Consider the following 14,953-nt stretch of genomic DNA (forward strand, 5'->3'; position numbering starts at 1 on the left):
AGGGGCATTCATCACTCTGACGAATGACAGTATGACAAGAATTGGCTGGTCCTTCCATGCGCATCGCCTATCAAGGGCGGAGATGACACGCGCCGCGGAGGGCGTCTTGCCGTTCGAAATCTTTCTGACGCTCGTCGTTTTTGCTTTCACCACCTCCATCACGCCGGGACCGAACAACATGATGCTGTTCGCCTCGGGCGTGAATTTCGGCATCGTCCGCACCATTCCGCACATGTGCGGCATCGGCGCCGGCTTCCTGACGCTGCTTCTCGGCGTCGGGTTCGGGCTCGGGGCGCTCCTGGAAGCCGTTCCGCTCCTCTATACGGCGCTGAAGTTCGCGGGCGGCGGCTACCTCGTCTGGATCGCCTGGAAGATCGCCACCTCCGACAGCCTGAGCGACCGCAAGGCCGGCGCGCGGCCGATGACGTTCCTGGAGGCGGCCGCGTTCCAGTGGGTCAATCCCAAGGCGTGGGTGATGGCGGTTTCGGCCATGGCGACCTATACCGAGCCTGCTCACTACACGATGAGCGTGCTTCTCGTCGGGGTGGCGTTCGCCCTCGTCAACTTCCCGAGCGTTTCGACCTGGGCGGGATTCGGATCGGTGCTGCGCGAATGGCTGTCGGTTCCGGCGAGGCTGCGCGCCTTCAACGTGACGATGGCGCTGCTGCTGGTGGCGAGCCTGTGGCCGATGCTGCGCTGAGGCCGCCGCAGCCTCATGCGTCTTCCATCTGCCGGTAGCATTCGTCGGCGACGGCGCGAAGCGCCTCGGCGGAGATCTCGCCGGTGACGGCATAGCCGATCGGGCCGTCAATCCAGTAAAAGGTGCGCAAGGGATCCTGCACGTCGAGGCGGAAACTCGTCTCGCTGTTTTCGTCGTTGCGGCCGATCAGCATCGTCAGCCGCCGGCCGGCCGAGTTCTGGTACATCAGCAGCGCGCCGGGCTTTCCCGCCACCGGAACCAGCCGGCCGCCGACGAGGGCGCGCAGGTTGACGCCGCGCCATTGCGCGCGCCGCTGCAGCGCCGTCTCCACGCAGTCCTAGGCGGTGGCGGCCGCTGCAAGCATCGTCGTTCTCATGGAAGCGGTTCCTCGTTGCGAATTGGCCGATCCCGGCTCACGGGGACAAACATCGGACAAACATGAGACAAAGGAGATCGGCGGTTTATTCCCGCATCGGTCGCGCTGGCGGCTTGCCATGAAGCGGCAGCGAGCGCAGGCTCTGCCGTCGAGCCTAGAGTCTGTCCGGGCTAGATTGCAGCATTCTGCCGGAGCAGGTTTTCGTTGGGGCAACGGCGATTGGCGAAGGGCATACCACAGGGTCTGTCCGAGCCGATCGCCGTTGATCCCTACGGAAAGATGCCCGGCCCTTCGGGTTGGCTGAAACGGGCCGGCTGATCGCCCGGCTGGCTTGGCCGTATGCTTGGGCTACGACACGCGCCAGCCGGGCAACCATCCGACTCCGTTTGAGCCAACAGAATGCTGCAATCTAGCCCAGACAGACTCTAGCAAGCGGAACGAATGCAGGCGGAACACGTTTCGCCTCCTGCCTACAGGGTCTGCTCACCGGGAAGGACGCCATGGCGACGCGCATCTTCTGGAAAGGCTATCTGAAGCTCTCTCTCGTCACCTGCCCGGTGGCGATGACGCCGGCGACGAGCGAGGACGAGAAGGTGCGGTTCCATACGCTAAACCGTGCCACGCAGAACCGCGTCGTCAGCCGATACGTCGATTCCGTCACCGGCAGGCCCGTCGACCAGGACGACGAGGTGAAGGGATACGAGCGCGGGGAGGGCGAGTTCGTCCTGCTCGAGGACGACGAACTCGATGCGGTCGCGCTCGAAAGCACGCGCACGATCGATATCGAGACCTTCGTGCCGCGCGACAGCGTCGACTGGATCTGGTTCGACAAGCCGCATTACCTGACGCCGAACGACCCGGTCGGCGAGGAGGCGTTCAGCGTCATCCGCGATGCGATGGCCGCAAGCAGGATGGTCGGCATCTCGCGGCTCGTGATGTACCGCCGCGAGCGCGCCGTGCTGCTGGAACCGCGGGACCGGGGCATCGTGCTCTGGACGCTGCGCTACGGCGAGGAAGTGCGCCAGCCCGACGCCTATTTCGAGGAGATGAAAAAGATGAAGACGGAGGCGAAGCTGATGACGCTCGCCGAGACCTTCATCGAGGAGAACACGCGGCCATGGACGCCGGAGATGGCGCAGGACCCGGTGCAGGACAGGCTCCTGGAGATCATCGCGGCGAAGAAGAAGGGGCACAGGAAGCCCACGAGGGAGAAGGCGGAGGCGCCGCAGGCGGCCGCCTCCAATGTCATCAACATCATGGATGCGCTGCGAAAGAGCGTGGCGGCCGAGCGCAAGCCGAAGAAGACGTGACCGGCCTTCGGGAGGCTTCCGTCGATCCGGTCGCGGTCAGGCGGCGCGCCCCTTGCGCGCACCGGCGCCGGGAAGCGGGGCGGCGGACTTGCGGAAATCGGCCCAGGGATCGGACGACAGCGCCGCGAGCCGCTTTCCTGCATTGAGGACCGTGAAATGGGCAGGGCCGAGGGCCGCGTCGAGCTCGTCCCAGGCGAGCGGCATCGAGACCGGCGCGCCCGGCCGCGCCCGGGTGGAGTAGGGGGCGACCGCGGTCTGGCCGCGCTGGTTGCGCAGGTAGTCGATCAGGATCTTGCCGCCCCGCTTGGCCTTGGCGATCGTCGCGACGTACTTCTCCGGGCTGTCGGCGGCCATGCGGTCGGCCAGATCCTTGGTGAAGGCCTTCGCGTCCGGCCATTCCGCCTTCGGCTTCAGCGGCGAGACGACATGAAGCCCTTTGCCGCCGGAGGTCTTGACGAAGGTGGCAAGACCCAGATCCTTCATCCGGTCGCGGATCTCCAAGGCTGCCGCGATCACCTCGCTCCAGGCCACGCCCGGCCCGGGATCGAGGTCCATGATGATGGTGTCGGGCTTTTCCCAGTCGGCGGTCGTCCCTCCCCAGGGGTGGATCTCGAGCGCCGCCGACTGCACGAGGCCGGTCAGGCCGTCGAAATCTCCGATCGCGATATAGGGCGCCTCGGCGGGTTCCCTGGGATCGGCCACGAGCGTGATGTGCTCGTTGATCCCCTTCCAGGGATGCTTCTGGAAGAACTGCTGGCCGTCTATGCCGTCCGGGCAGCGCAACAGCGCCAGCGGCCGGCCGACGACGAAGGGCTCCATGAAGGGCCAGACCTCGGCGTAGTAGTCGGCAAGGCCTCCCTTGGTGACGCCCTCCTTCGGCCAGTAGACGCGGTCGGGATGCGTCAGTTCCACGGATGAATTCGGTCTGGCGGCGGATTTCGACATGGTCGACCTCTTGTTTCCGTTTCCGTTTCTGCCTCCGGCAGCGGTTGCGGCCGTCTCGCGAACGATGTCCTTCGGCGACTTGTCTTCGCGGATGCCGCGGAAGGCGGCGTGGCGCAGGTGGCCGTCGGCCGTCCATGCCCGGAATTTGACCTCTGCGACCAGTTCGGGTCGCACGAAGCGGGCGCCGCGGGCCTCGACGGCGGTGAGCGGCGCCGCAAAGGGGCTGGCATCGGCCTTCAGGCGTTCGAGGCGTCTTGCCAGGTCGAGCGCGAGCGCATGGCTGAAGCCCGTGCCGACGCGGCCGACGTGCTCCAGCCGGTCGCCGTCGTAGACGCCGAGGACGAGCGATCCGACCGCCTTGCGTGCGGTCGAGGAGGGGACCCAGCCGGCGATGACGAATTCCTGGCTGAGGGCGCACTTGGCTTTCAGCCAGCCCTTGCTGCGGCCGGACCGGTAGGGATCGCAGGCCACCTTCGAGACGATGCCTTCCAGTCCCAGCCGGCAGGCGTGCTTCAAGAGCACCTCGCCGTCGTCCTCGAAGTCGGCGCTGTAGCGAAGCATGCCCGTCTCGGAGGAAACGATCGTGCGCAGCAAGGCCTTGCGCCGGACGAGCGTCGCCGCCGTCAGGTCGTAGCCGTCGAGATGCAGGAGGTCGAAGGCATAGTAGACGAAACGGTCGGTTCGCCCCTCGCTGAGGTCCGCCTGCAGGGCGGAGAAGTCCGATGCGCCGGAGCCGCTTTCGACGACGAGTTCGCCGTCGATCAGCGCGTTGCCGACGGGCAGGTCGCGGAAGGCCGACAGGACCTGCTTGCCGAACCTGTCCGTCCAGTCGAGCCCGCTGCGGGTCAAGAGCTTGACCTTGCCGGCCTCGACGCGCGCCTGCAGCCGGTAGCCGTCGAACTTGATCTCGTGCAGCCAGCGCGTGCCGGCCGGAGGCTTCGTCGCGAGCGTTGCCAGCGACGGCTCCACGAAGGCCGGCAGTCGTGCCTTCCGGGCGCCCTCGATCTTCGTCGGATCACCGGGCGCGATCGCCGCCGGCCCGGCGTCGTCCGTGCCGGTCTGCCCCGAGCCGGCCGCAGCCTTGCCGGTCTTGCGCGCTGCCTTCTTCGTGATCCGGCCCGTCTTCGACGACCAGCCGGGTTCTTCGCCTGCGACATCGGCGATGAGGCGGCCGGTCTTGACCGATTCCGGCCGCTCCTCGAGGATGTCGGGATCGCCTTCGTTGCGGGCGTCGTCGTCCTCGCCCTTGATGAGCAGCCAGTTTTCCCGGCGCTCGCCGGGCTTGCCTTCCATGCGCACGAGATGCCAGAGGCCGTGCAGTTTCTCGCCGTGGAGCGCGAATTCGAGGTGGCCCTTGGCGTAGCCCCGGTGCGGATCCTCCAGCGGTTCCCAGGTGCCGCGGTCCCAGACGATCACCGTGCCGCCGCCATATTCGCCCTTCGGGATGGTGCCCTCGAAGCCGCCGTATTCGAGCGGGTGATCCTCGACATGCACCGCCAGCCGCTTCTCGCCGGGAACGAGGCTCGGGCCGCGCGTCACGGCCCAACTCTTCAGCACGCCGTCCATCTCCAGCCGGAAATCGTAGTGCAGCCGGCGTGCGTCATGCTTCTGGATGACGAAGCCGGCGCCGCCGGCCTTCGCCCTGCCGCCCCGCGGCTCGGAGGTCTTGTCGAAGTTGCGCTTGCGGCGATAGGTTTCGAGCGCCATCGGTCATCCGGCCTTGCGCCGCGCCGCCGGCGCCTTCCTCGCGGCAGCCGCGGCTCCCGTCTTGCCTGCGCTCCCGGCCGCCGTCTTCGATCCGCCCTTTGCCGGCTGATCCGGCTTGCTGCCGAGTGCGGCGCTCTGGCGGAGCGCTTCCATCAGGTCGGTGACCTTCTCGCGCTTCGGCTCCTTGCGGGGCGCGATCGTCCGGCCCTCGATCTTCGCCTTCACCAGTTCCGCCACCGCCTCCTCGTAGCGGTCGTGGAAGCCAGCCGGATCGAACGTGCCTTTCTTCGTGCCGATGATGTGTCTGGCGAGGTCGAGCATCTCGCCCTTGATCTTCAACGGGGCAATGTCGGAAAACGCGTCCTTCGCCGGCCGGATCTCGTAGTCGAAGTTCAAGGTGGTGGCGATCATCCCGTCGCCCTGCGGCCGGATCAGCACCGTGCGCATGCGCCGGAAGAGCACGGCCTGCGCAATGGCGGCGGACTGCCGCTTCTCCAGCGCGTCGCGGATCAGCGCATAGGCCTCGTCGGCCATGCGTTCGGCCGGAGCGAGGTAGTAGGGCTTGTCGAAATAGAGGTCGTCGACCTCCGCCAGCGGCACGAAGGCCTCGACGGCCAGCGTCTTGTCGCTTTCGGGGATCGCGGCCGCCACTTCCTCCGGCTCCAGCACGATGTAGTCGTCCGTGCCGACCTCGTAGCCCTTCACCTGGTCGTCGCGCCCGACCGGCTCGCCGGTGACGCTATCGACGAACTCGCGGCGGACGCGATTGCCGGTGTCGCGGTTGACGGTATGGAAGGCGATGCGGTCGGAGGTGGAGGCGGCCGTGTAGAGCGCGACGGGGCAGACGACCTCGCCGAACTTCAGAAAGCCTTTCCATTGCGCGCGCGGTGCCATGTGCGATGTCCTCGAAGCCGGCAGGAGGACCGGCGGGAAAGGGGCAGCAAGGAAATTGAACGCAGGCGATTTTTCTTTGTTCCCGACACTCTACCCTGAAGGCGAGGGAAAATCAGGTGAATTGCGTGGCAGCGGTGATTCGCGCGCGGCCGCGCCGTCAGGTGCGGTCGGCGACGAAGCGGGCGATCAGCGGGCCGATCAGCGTGATGATCACCAGCCGCGCCGTCTGCAGGGCCATGACGAAGGAGAGATCGACATTGCTGGAGGCGGCGATGACGGCAATGGAATCGAGGCCGCCGGGGCTGGTGGCGAGATAGGCGGTCATCGGATCGATCCCGAGCCAGATCACCAGCAGGTAGGCGAGCAGGCCGGAGAAGGCCAGGAGCACGACGATCGAGACGACGGTGGGGACGAAGGCGCGGCGGGCGTGCAGCAGGATCGAGCGCGTGAAGCCGAGCCCGATGCTCCAGCCGAGCAGCGCGAAGGCGGTCGCCAATAGCCAGGGCGGCAGCTCGACATGGATCGTCCCGGTCAGGCTCAGCAGGGCGCCGACGCCGAAAGGCGTCAGGAAGCTGCCGGCCGGTATCCGCAGGAGCCGGCCGAGAATGCCGGCGCCGACGCCGATGCCAAGCGTCAGCGCGAAGGCCTGGAGATCGAACGGGCCGAAGAACGGCAGGCGCTCGGCCATCGCCTGGTGGCCGCCGAAATGGCCGATCAGCGTGGCGAGGGTGGCGACGAACACCACCCGCAGATATTGCATGAAGGCGACGAGGCGGATGTCGGCGCCGTAGGCGCCGCCCATGACGAGCATGGTCGACGCCGCACCGGCCGACGACCCCCAGATCGCCGTCGTTCCCGGGAGGATGCCCATGCGGGCGATCACCCAGCCGCTCAGCGTGCTCATCGCGATCACCGAAAGCACGATCGCCAGGAAGATGGGCCAGCGGCTGAGGAAGGTGTCGATCAGGTTCGGCGACACCATGCCGGCGATCATCATGGCCAGCACGACCTGCACGCCGAAGAAGCAGACGCGCGGCAGCCGGATCGTGCCGCCGTTGATCGCGACGACGACGCCTGCGAACATCGGGCCCATCATCAGCCCGGCGGGGATGCCGGCGATCTCGAAGAACACCGCAAGCGGAGCGGAAAGGACGAACAGGACCAGCCATTGCACGGGTTTGCGAAGCAGGCCGATTCCGGATCGGGCTTCAGGGTCATCCGGATGCTGGGACTTGTCTTTCACAGGGGGCATTCCACGATGCAGATGTCGATCGCGACAATCATGGCGTCTCCTTACGAACAAATGCTGCAACGCGCCATTGAAAAATGCAGCATGCAGGGGCTGGGTGACGTGCGGGAACTGTCCTCATAGCCCGGAATGCCGGTCCCGTTCATGACGAGGTACCGCTTTTCCTTGCGTCCGAGGGTCGAATCCTGCCAAGTCGGCGCATGGAATTCGCACCGCAACAGGATGAGGCACTCAAGGCCGTCTCGCGCTGGCTGAAGGAAGGGCGCTCGCCGCTGTTCCGCCTGTTCGGCTATGCAGGCACGGGCAAGACGACGCTCGCCCGCCATTTCGCCGAGCATGTCGACGGGGAGGTGCTGTTCGCCGCTTTCACCGGCAAGGCCGCCCAGGTGCTGCGCTCGAAGGGGGCCAGCAACGCCCGGACGATCCATTCGCTGATCTACCGTCCCCGCGGCGAGGAGGAGGTCTCCGACGAGGAGACCGGCAAGACGTCGATCGCGCCGATGTTCTCGATCAACCGCCAGAGCCCGGTCGCGAAGGCGGCGCTGATCATCGTCGACGAATGCTCCATGGTGGACGAGGCGCTCGGCAAGGACCTGATGAGCTTCGGGACGCCCATCCTCGTGCTCGGCGATCCCGGCCAGCTGCCGCCGGTTTCGGGAGGCGGCTTCTTCACCAGCCAGGAACCGGATTTCCTTCTGACCGACATTCACCGCCAGGCCCGCGACAATCCGATCATCCAGCTCGCCATGCATGTGCGCGAAGGCAAGGAGATCATGCACGGCGACTGGGGCACCGCCAAGGTGATCGGGAAGGGGGACGTGACCCAGCCGCTCGTGCTCGACGCCGACCAGGTCCTGGTCGGAACCAACAGGACACGGCGGCGCTACAACGTCCGCCTCCGCGAATTGAAGGGCTTTACGACGGAGTATCCGCAATCGGGCGACAAGCTCGTCTGCCTGCGCAACGACCCGGCCAAGGGCCTTCTGAACGGATCGCTCTGGCAGGTGATGACCTCGTCCAAGGAGACGGTGAAGCCGGGCATCAACCTGATGATCCGGCCCGAGGACGACGACATGGACAGGGGGGCTGCGAAGATCAAGCTCCTGAAGGCCGCCTTTGAGAATCTCGAGGAAGAGATCCCCTGGTCGACGCGCAAGCGCTATGACGAGTTCGACTACGGATATGCGCTCACCGTCCACAAGGCGCAGGGTTCGCAGTGGGACAATGTGGTGCTGTTCGACGAGAGCTGGGCGTTCCGCGATACGCGCGAACGCTGGCTCTATACGGCGATCACGCGCGCGGCGGAGACGCTGACCATCGTGCGCTGACGGCGCCTGAGAAAGGTGCAGGCCGAGCTGTCGCGCGGCAGGCTCTTCGATCAGTGCCCGATGATGCCGAGAAGCACCGCCTTCGCCACCGCCTGAAAGCGGTTGTTGCTGGCGAACTTGCGGATGATCTCCTTCTCCATCCCCTGCACCTGGCCGGGATCGACCTCCAGCGCACGGGCGATCCGGGTGGTCGGATAACCCTCGGCCATCAGCGTCAAGCACCGCAGTTCCTGGTCCGACAGCGCTTCCGGGCGGGTGTTGTCGTTCAGCTCGATTTCCTGGCCGGCGCTGAATTCGAGCATCTCGCCGATCTGCTGCATCTGGCGGCGGATCGTCGACTGTTGCGCGGTCAGTTCGCGCTTGCGGGCGATCATGGCGCCGCGGAAGATGGCGTCCGCCTCCTGCTGGCTGCCGGCGTCGCAAAGCGCCTCGAGAAGCTCCTGGATCGCAGCCACCGGCATGCCGGTCTCGCGGCAGGTGTTGACCACCGCCATCTGCTGGATCTCCTGCGGGCCGTAGACGCGCATGGGCCCGACGCGCGTGGCGCTGAGCAGGCCCTTTTCCTCGTAGAAGTGCAGCGTCCGGTGGGTGACCCCGAAGGCGTTTGCCATGTCGGCAATGGCGAGCCGGCCTTCCGGCAGGTCCTCCGGCAGGGGGGCGGACGGCAGGAAGCGAATGGCACGTTCACCGGCGGCAGTGGTCTTTCTGGTTTCGCTGATCGTCACGGCAACCACCCGCATGAAAGTGTCGACATTAGCACACATCCCTCGCTGTTCGCAGGTTCGAGCGCCAAGATGTGCGACATTTCCCGAACCCGCGCTCCATTCCCCTGTTCCGGAGCGCACGTGGCGAATCCGGGCAAAAAAGACTAGCGCTGGGTGGAGTGGTTTGAATACCCCTATATCTAGGGATGTATCCAAAACGGCGCCGGGCTCTTCAGAGCGCGCGGGCCAGGGGCGGGAGCCTGTCCGTGGAGGGCTGGTCGGTCGTCTCCGGGCCCGTCGAGGCCTGCATCAGGGGAAGATGCAGGCAGTCGGAACCGGGCTCGCGCCGGCGGTCGGCTTCCTGCAGACAGCGCATCGTCGGGCTGGCGGCGCCGAGCCGCTGCGCATGGAGATAGATGCGGCCGTTCGCCGACAGGATGCGGCCGGCAAAGGTGAAGGCCTCGTAGCTGATCGTGGCCTCGTTCAGGTCTGCGGCGCGGAATTGCTCGGCATGCACCGTCAGGCCGCTCTGGGCATGGATGAGCCGCGCATACATCGTCTCGCCATTGCCCTGCGCCTCGATGCGGATCCGGTAGGCGAGCGGGTCGCCGTCGCCGCTCTTGCGGCTGTCGCCAAGCTGGACGGTCCTGTAATAGCCGATCGCCTTCTCTATGGCGTCGGCGAGCTGGCGGCAGATGCCGGTTCCCGGCCAGCAGCGTTCGATACCGACGACCGGAATCCGGCCGCCGAGGCCGATGGTGGCGCGTGCCTTCTCGACATGGATGCGGGTATTCGCAATCGCAGTAATCGCCACGCCGGAATGCGGGGCCGGGGCGAGCAGCAGCATCGGCAGGAGCGTGAACAAAGCGAGGTGCGAGGATATGGGGGCGGGCCGCCAGGTGCCGCGCGTGAGATTTCGCCGCCTGCGGGCCTGTGGCACCGGATCGGGCGCGGGAGCGGCGGCTGCGGCCAGGCTCGCGCCGGCCTGTGAAGGGCTGCGTCTTTCCCAGGCGATCTGCGGGGCGTAGCTGCCGAGCGGAATGCGGATGCGCAGCGGCGCGCGCGCGCCCTCCACGTCATAATACTGATCGAGCAGCTTCCTGAGCTTGCCGGCCTGAACGCGGACGATCGGATCGCTGCCGGCGTCGAAGCCGACGGGTCGGCCGAACACGTCGATGCCGATCGTATAGCCCTTCAACTGGCCGGCCTTGCCGGCGAGGGCGCATTCGACGACATAGTCGAGAAAAGCGCGCAGACGCCCGGAGCGCGCGAAGGTCCTGCTGGAGAGGATCTCGTCCACGTGCGCCCTGATGACAGCCGCCTGCGCTGCGCTGTTCAATGCCAATGTCCCGTTGCGATCATCCCTGATCGTCCGCCCCGCATGTTCCCCAAGGTGATCAAGGCTCACCTTTCGCCAGCTTGGGACCCTACCGTTGATTCTGATAGGGCGGCAAGCGGCCGGCAGCCGAAAATCACACGTTATTGCGGTCCCGCAGGGTCGGCGTCGCCACGCTTGCGCTTCAGGAGAGGTGCGCGGGGCCGGATCGGCCCGATTGAACGACGGGCGGCAACAGGCTAGAGCTTGTCGAAGACAACGGGAAAGATACTGCGATGCCTGCGAAACTGTCGGTCAATCTGAATGCGATCGCGATGCTGCGCAACCGCCGGGACCTGCCGTGGCCGAGCGTTCCGGGCCTCGGAAAGATCGCGCTCGCGGCCGGCGCCAGCGGGCTGACGGTGCATCCGCGGCCGGACCAGCGGCACATCCGCTTCACCGATCTCGGGCCGATCCGCTCGCTGATCGACAGCGCGTTTCCGGAGGCCGAATTCAACATGGAGGGCTATCCGGAGGAGGGCTTCCTGCGTCTCATCGAGGAGCACCGTCCCGAACAGGTGACGCTCGTGCCGGACGATCCCGCGCAGGCGACCTCCGATCACGGCTGGGATTTCCGCAAGGACCGCGGCCTGCTGGAGAAGGTGGTCGGCCGGCTCAAGGGGCTGGGCCTGCGCGTCTCGCTGTTTGCCGACGCCGAGCCCGACCGCGAGGCGCTGACGATCGCCCGGGCCGTGGGCGCGGATCGCATCGAGCTCTATACCGGTCCGTATGGTGGCTGCCATGACGATCCCGCCCGGGCGGCCTTGCTGGTCGAGGCGCTCGGCGCGACGGCCGATATCGCCTCCGAACTGGGCCTCGGCGTCAATGCCGGGCACGACCTGACCGTTGCCAACCTGCCGGCGCTCGCCGCCCGCATCCCGGCGCTCGCCGAGGTCTCCATCGGTCACGGGCTCACCGCCGATGCGCTGGAATACGGAATGGCCGAGACGGTACGGCGCTTCTGCCGAGCCTGCGGGCAGCCGGTCTAGCTTCTGCCCGATCCGGTTGCAGGCCGCGGCTGGCGCGGCCTGCGGGGGCAACATGCCGGGGCGTTCCTCTCAGGCCGTGAGCGCCTTGGCGTTCTCGGCGAGAAATGCGCCGAGACTCAGGGACTTGCGGCCCGTCAATTCCTCGACGTCGCCTGTCGCCATGGCGATCTTGCCTTCGCGCGTGTTGGTGTCGAAGGAGACGACGGTGGGCACCACGGCCTCCGGCAGTCCCGCGGCCTTCAGCCCTTCGGCGAGCTGTTCGTCGGTGACGTGGACGACCTGGAGCGGCCGGCCGGTTGCCCGCGACGCGGCTGCGGCGATTTCCTCGGTGGTGTGGGCCACGGCCCCGGTGAGCGTGTAGATGCGGCTCTCCCCATCGGCGGCGAGCAGGCCGACGGCGATCGCCGCGCCGACGTCCCGGCGGGCGACATGGGCGATCCTGCCGTCGCCGGCGGCGCTGAACCACTGGCCGGCCTGCAGCGCATGTGGCAGGGCCATGAACAGGTTTTCCATATACCAGCCGTTGCGGAAGATCGTGTAGGGGACCCCGCTCGCCTTGATGGCGTTCTCCGTGCCGAGATGGTCGCCGGCGAAGGTGACCGCCGAATCGTCCGGCTGCGGCAACGAGGTGTAGAGAATGCGCTTTGCCCCGGCTTTGACCGCCGCCTCGACCGCGGCGACATGCTGGGCAAGGCGCTTGCCGGGTTCGCCCAGCGCATCGGTCGAGATGATCAGGACCCTGTCGGCGCCGGCGAATGCGGCCGGCAGCGATGCGGGATCGTCGAAATCGGCCTTGCGCACGGTAACACCCCTTGCGGCATAGTCGGCGAGCTTTGCGGGGTCGCGCGAGGCGGCGATAACCGAGGTCGGCGCCACCTTGCCCGATGCGAGAACCTGATCGAGCACGATGCGGCCGAGTTGGCCGGAGGCGCCGGTGATGAGGAGATTGTTCGACATGGCTGCTTCCTTTCGTTGGCGTCCGGACGAAACGATGGTATCTGTCCGGAATATGGTCTCAAAAAGAGAGTGCGTCACTCATCGACCAGGGGACGGACCTTGTAAAGGAGGCAGTTTTGGCTCCACTGGTTACCTGGAGGGAACCGCGATGAACAAGATTGCGAGCAGGATCGAGGGCGAGAGGGTGCTCGTCATCGACGGCGTGGCCATGTCGATGGACGATTGCCCGGTCCGCGACGTGCTCGACCATATCGGCGGAAAATGGAACTCGCTGATGCTTCTGGCGCTCGCCGACGGGCCGATGCGCTTTTCGCAATTGCGCCGCTTCATCCCCGACATCTCGCAGCGGATGCTGACGCAGACGCTGCGCGACCTGCAGCGCGACGGCTATCTGGTTCGCACGGTCTATCCGACGCTCCCGCCCAGCGTCGAATACCGGCTAACCGATCTCGGGCATTCGCTGCTGACGCCGGTGCGGGGGCTGGTGCAGTGGTCGCAGGCCAATCACGCCACAATCCGGCAGGCTCGCAGCGCCTATGACGCGCAGGACGGCAAGGGACGCTAGAACCTTGTGACGACTGCCTGTGACGCGTGCCGGCAGCGCAGGGCACGCATGTCGAGACGGCCATTGTGCGCCTCCCGCCGAATGCCCAGATTGTAGGGCGCGCACGCACGGTCCGACATGAACGAAACAGGATAAAGCCATGCAAAGCCTTCATCATCTGGTCGTCGTCGGTGGCGGCTTCGGCGGCCTTCAGCTCGTCAATGCCCTGAAGGGCGCGCCCGTCCGGATCACGCTGATCGACCGCAGGAACCATCACCTGTTCCAGCCGCTGCTCTACCAGGTCGCGACCACGGTGCTGGCGACGTCGGAGGTCGCCTGGCCGATCCGGCATCTCTATCGCAACCGTCCGGAGGTCACGACGCTGCTTGACCAGGTGGTCGGCGTCGATCCGGCCGCGAAGACGGTCAGCCTCGCCAGCGGCGGCGCCGTCGCCTACGATACGCTCGTGCTCGCGACCGGCGCGACGCATGCCTATTTCGGCCATGACGAATGGGAGCCGTACGCGCCAGGCCTGAAGACGCTGGAGGATGCGACGACGATCCGGCGCCGGCTGCTGCTCGCCTTCGAACGCGCCGAACTTTCGACCGATGCCGCCGAGCGCGCGGCACTCTTGACCTTCGTGATCATCGGCGCCGGCCCGACGGGCGTGGAACTCGCCGGCATCATCGCCGAACTCGCGCAGCGCACGCTGCCCGGCGAGTTCCGCCATGTCGACACCCGGCAGGCCAGGGTCATGCTGGTGGAGGCCGGCCCGCGCATCCTCGCCGGCTTCGGCGAGCCCTTGTCCGACTATGCGCGCCGCTCGCTGGAGAAGCTGGGCGTGGAGGTGCGCACCGGCGTGCCGGTGACATCGTGCACGGCGGACGGCGTGACGATCGGTGATGCCTTCGTGCCCGCGCGCACGATCGTCTGGGCCGCAGGCGTGCAGGCCTCGCCGGCGGCGCGCTGGCTCGGCATTCCCGCCGACAGGGCAGGGCGGGCGATCGTGTCGCCGGACCTGTCGGCGCCCGGCCTGCCGGACGTCTTCGTGATCGGCGACACGGCCGCGGTGACGCAGGAGGGCGGAAAGCCGGTGCCGGGGATTGCGCCGGCGGCCAAGCAGCAGGGTGCCTATCTCGCCCGCCTGATCCGGGCGCGGCTCGCCGGCAAGCCTTCGCCGGGGCCGTTCCGCTATCGCCACCAGGGCAGCCTGGCCACGATCGGCCGGCGTGCCGCCATCATCGAACTCGGCCGTTTCAGGATGAAGGGCGCATTGGCCTGGTGGCTCTGGGGCATCGCCCACATCTATTTCCTGATCGGAACGCGCAGCCGCTTCGCCGTCGCCTGGAGCTGGCTGTGGACCTACCTGAGCGGCCAGCACAGCGCCCGCCTGATCACGCAGAGGGAGACGATCCCCGAGCGCGAGGCCCACAGGCCCGTGGCCGAAGGACCGACTTCCCGCGACCGGGAGGCGGCCGGCTGAGGCATTGTCCCGGCAAAATCCACCAACGAAAAAAGGCCGGCGATTGCCGGCCTTTCCTCTGATCCCTGTCGCTGCAGCCACAGGCGTGACTGCCGGCGGAACCGGCTATGCTCAGGCTGCCTGCAGCTGGTCTGCAGACATCTTGCCCGACTTGCGATCGCGGACGAGCTCGTAGCTGACCTTCTGGCCTTCGTCGAGGCCTGCGAGGCCTGCGCGCTGTACGGCCGAGATGTGCACGAATACATCCGGTTCACCATTGTCGGGAGCGATGAAGCCGTAGCCCTTGGTGGTGTTGAACCATTTAACGGTACCTGTTGCCATGACGAAACCCTTTTTTCTCCGGCGTCTTTTAGGTGGATACCCGGCCTTTGAGCCGAAAATCCGGTCTTAGT

General features: G+C 66.7%; 13 protein-coding genes and 1 pseudogene. 6 read left to right on the forward strand and 8 right to left on the reverse strand.

Annotated features, from left to right (window positions below; translation table 11 throughout):
• The first annotated feature begins 106 nt into the window (after window positions 1-106).
• Window positions 107-700, forward strand: coding sequence for a LysE family translocator (locus tag LQK81_RS07275; RefSeq protein WP_230804894.1), 594 nt, complete (start codon window positions 107-109; stop codon window positions 698-700).
• A gap of 13 nt (window positions 701-713) precedes the next feature.
• On the opposite strand, the pseudogene LQK81_RS07280 reads toward LQK81_RS07275, so the two are convergent.
• Window positions 714-977, reverse strand: a pseudogene (locus tag LQK81_RS07280) (anti-sigma factor family protein); the annotation flags it as partial.
• Window positions 978-1,576: 599 nt separating this feature from the next.
• Between LQK81_RS07280 and ku (LQK81_RS07285) the strand changes: the two are divergent.
• Window positions 1,577-2,386 (forward strand): non-homologous end joining protein Ku, encoded by an 810-nt coding sequence (gene ku / locus LQK81_RS07285; RefSeq protein WP_230804896.1) that lies wholly within the window; start codon window positions 1,577-1,579, stop codon window positions 2,384-2,386.
• A gap of 36 nt (window positions 2,387-2,422) precedes the next feature.
• Here the strand turns inward: ku (LQK81_RS07285) and ligD are convergent, their stop codons facing one another.
• The 3 genes from ligD to LQK81_RS07300 form a co-directional block, all read right to left on the reverse strand.
• Window positions 2,423-5,038 (reverse strand): DNA ligase D, encoded by a 2,616-nt coding sequence (gene ligD / locus LQK81_RS07290; RefSeq protein WP_230804897.1) that lies wholly within the window; start codon window positions 5,036-5,038, stop codon window positions 2,423-2,425.
• Window positions 5,039-5,041: 3 nt separating this feature from the next.
• Entirely contained in the window at window positions 5,042-5,932 is an 891-nt protein-coding gene (gene ku, locus LQK81_RS07295) for a non-homologous end joining protein Ku (RefSeq protein WP_230804899.1), read from the reverse strand.
• A gap of 157 nt (window positions 5,933-6,089) precedes the next feature.
• Window positions 6,090-7,175, reverse strand: coding sequence for an AbrB family transcriptional regulator (locus tag LQK81_RS07300; RefSeq protein ID WP_442967085.1), 1,086 nt, complete (start codon window positions 7,173-7,175; stop codon window positions 6,090-6,092).
• A 206-nt stretch (window positions 7,176-7,381) separates the two neighbouring features.
• On the opposite strand from LQK81_RS07300, the gene LQK81_RS07305 reads away from it, so the two are divergent.
• Window positions 7,382-8,509, forward strand: a complete 1,128-nt coding sequence (locus LQK81_RS07305; RefSeq protein ID WP_230804903.1) for an ATP-dependent DNA helicase — start codon at window positions 7,382-7,384, stop codon at window positions 8,507-8,509.
• A gap of 50 nt (window positions 8,510-8,559) precedes the next feature.
• On the opposite strand, the gene LQK81_RS07310 is transcribed toward LQK81_RS07305, so the two are convergent.
• The gene (locus LQK81_RS07310; protein WP_230804906.1) at window positions 8,560-9,234 is read right to left on the reverse strand and encodes a MerR family transcriptional regulator; all 675 of its coding nucleotides are present in this window, start codon (window positions 9,232-9,234) and stop codon (window positions 8,560-8,562) included.
• 211 nt (window positions 9,235-9,445) lie between these two features.
• Complete coding sequence (locus tag LQK81_RS07315; protein WP_230804908.1) at window positions 9,446-10,552, reverse strand: hypothetical protein; 1,107 nt, start codon at window positions 10,550-10,552, stop codon at window positions 9,446-9,448.
• A 272-nt stretch (window positions 10,553-10,824) separates the two neighbouring features.
• Here LQK81_RS07315 and LQK81_RS07320 point away from each other — a divergent pair, with 272 nt between their 5' ends.
• Complete coding sequence (locus LQK81_RS07320) at window positions 10,825-11,577, forward strand: pyridoxine 5'-phosphate synthase (protein ID WP_230804910.1); 753 nt, start codon at window positions 10,825-10,827, stop codon at window positions 11,575-11,577.
• Window positions 11,578-11,646: 69 nt separating this feature from the next.
• Here the strand turns inward: LQK81_RS07320 and LQK81_RS07325 are convergent, their stop codons facing one another.
• Window positions 11,647-12,534 carry an SDR family oxidoreductase gene (locus tag LQK81_RS07325; RefSeq protein ID WP_230804912.1) on the reverse strand — a complete coding sequence of 296 codons (888 nt, stop codon included), beginning with the start codon at window positions 12,532-12,534 and terminating at the stop codon, window positions 11,647-11,649.
• Between the two features lie 148 nt (window positions 12,535-12,682).
• On the opposite strand from LQK81_RS07325, the gene LQK81_RS07330 reads away from it, so the two are divergent.
• Both LQK81_RS07330 and LQK81_RS07335 read left to right on the forward strand, forming a co-directional pair.
• Window positions 12,683-13,099 carry a winged helix-turn-helix transcriptional regulator gene (locus LQK81_RS07330; protein WP_230804914.1) on the forward strand — a complete coding sequence of 139 codons (417 nt, stop codon included), beginning with the start codon at window positions 12,683-12,685 and terminating at the stop codon, window positions 13,097-13,099.
• 139 nt (window positions 13,100-13,238) lie between these two features.
• Window positions 13,239-14,561 (forward strand): NAD(P)/FAD-dependent oxidoreductase, encoded by a 1,323-nt coding sequence (locus LQK81_RS07335; RefSeq protein ID WP_230804916.1) that lies wholly within the window; start codon window positions 13,239-13,241, stop codon window positions 14,559-14,561.
• A gap of 111 nt (window positions 14,562-14,672) precedes the next feature.
• On the opposite strand, the gene LQK81_RS07340 is transcribed toward LQK81_RS07335, so the two are convergent.
• On the reverse strand, window positions 14,673-14,882 hold the full coding sequence (locus tag LQK81_RS07340) for a cold-shock protein (RefSeq protein WP_230804918.1): 210 nt from the start codon (window positions 14,880-14,882) through the stop codon (window positions 14,673-14,675).
• Window positions 14,883-14,953 lie beyond the last annotated feature (71 nt).

Source organism: Rhizobium sp. GN54 (assembly GCF_021026345.1).
In the GTDB taxonomy this organism is placed as follows: domain Bacteria; phylum Pseudomonadota; class Alphaproteobacteria; order Rhizobiales; family Rhizobiaceae; genus Mycoplana.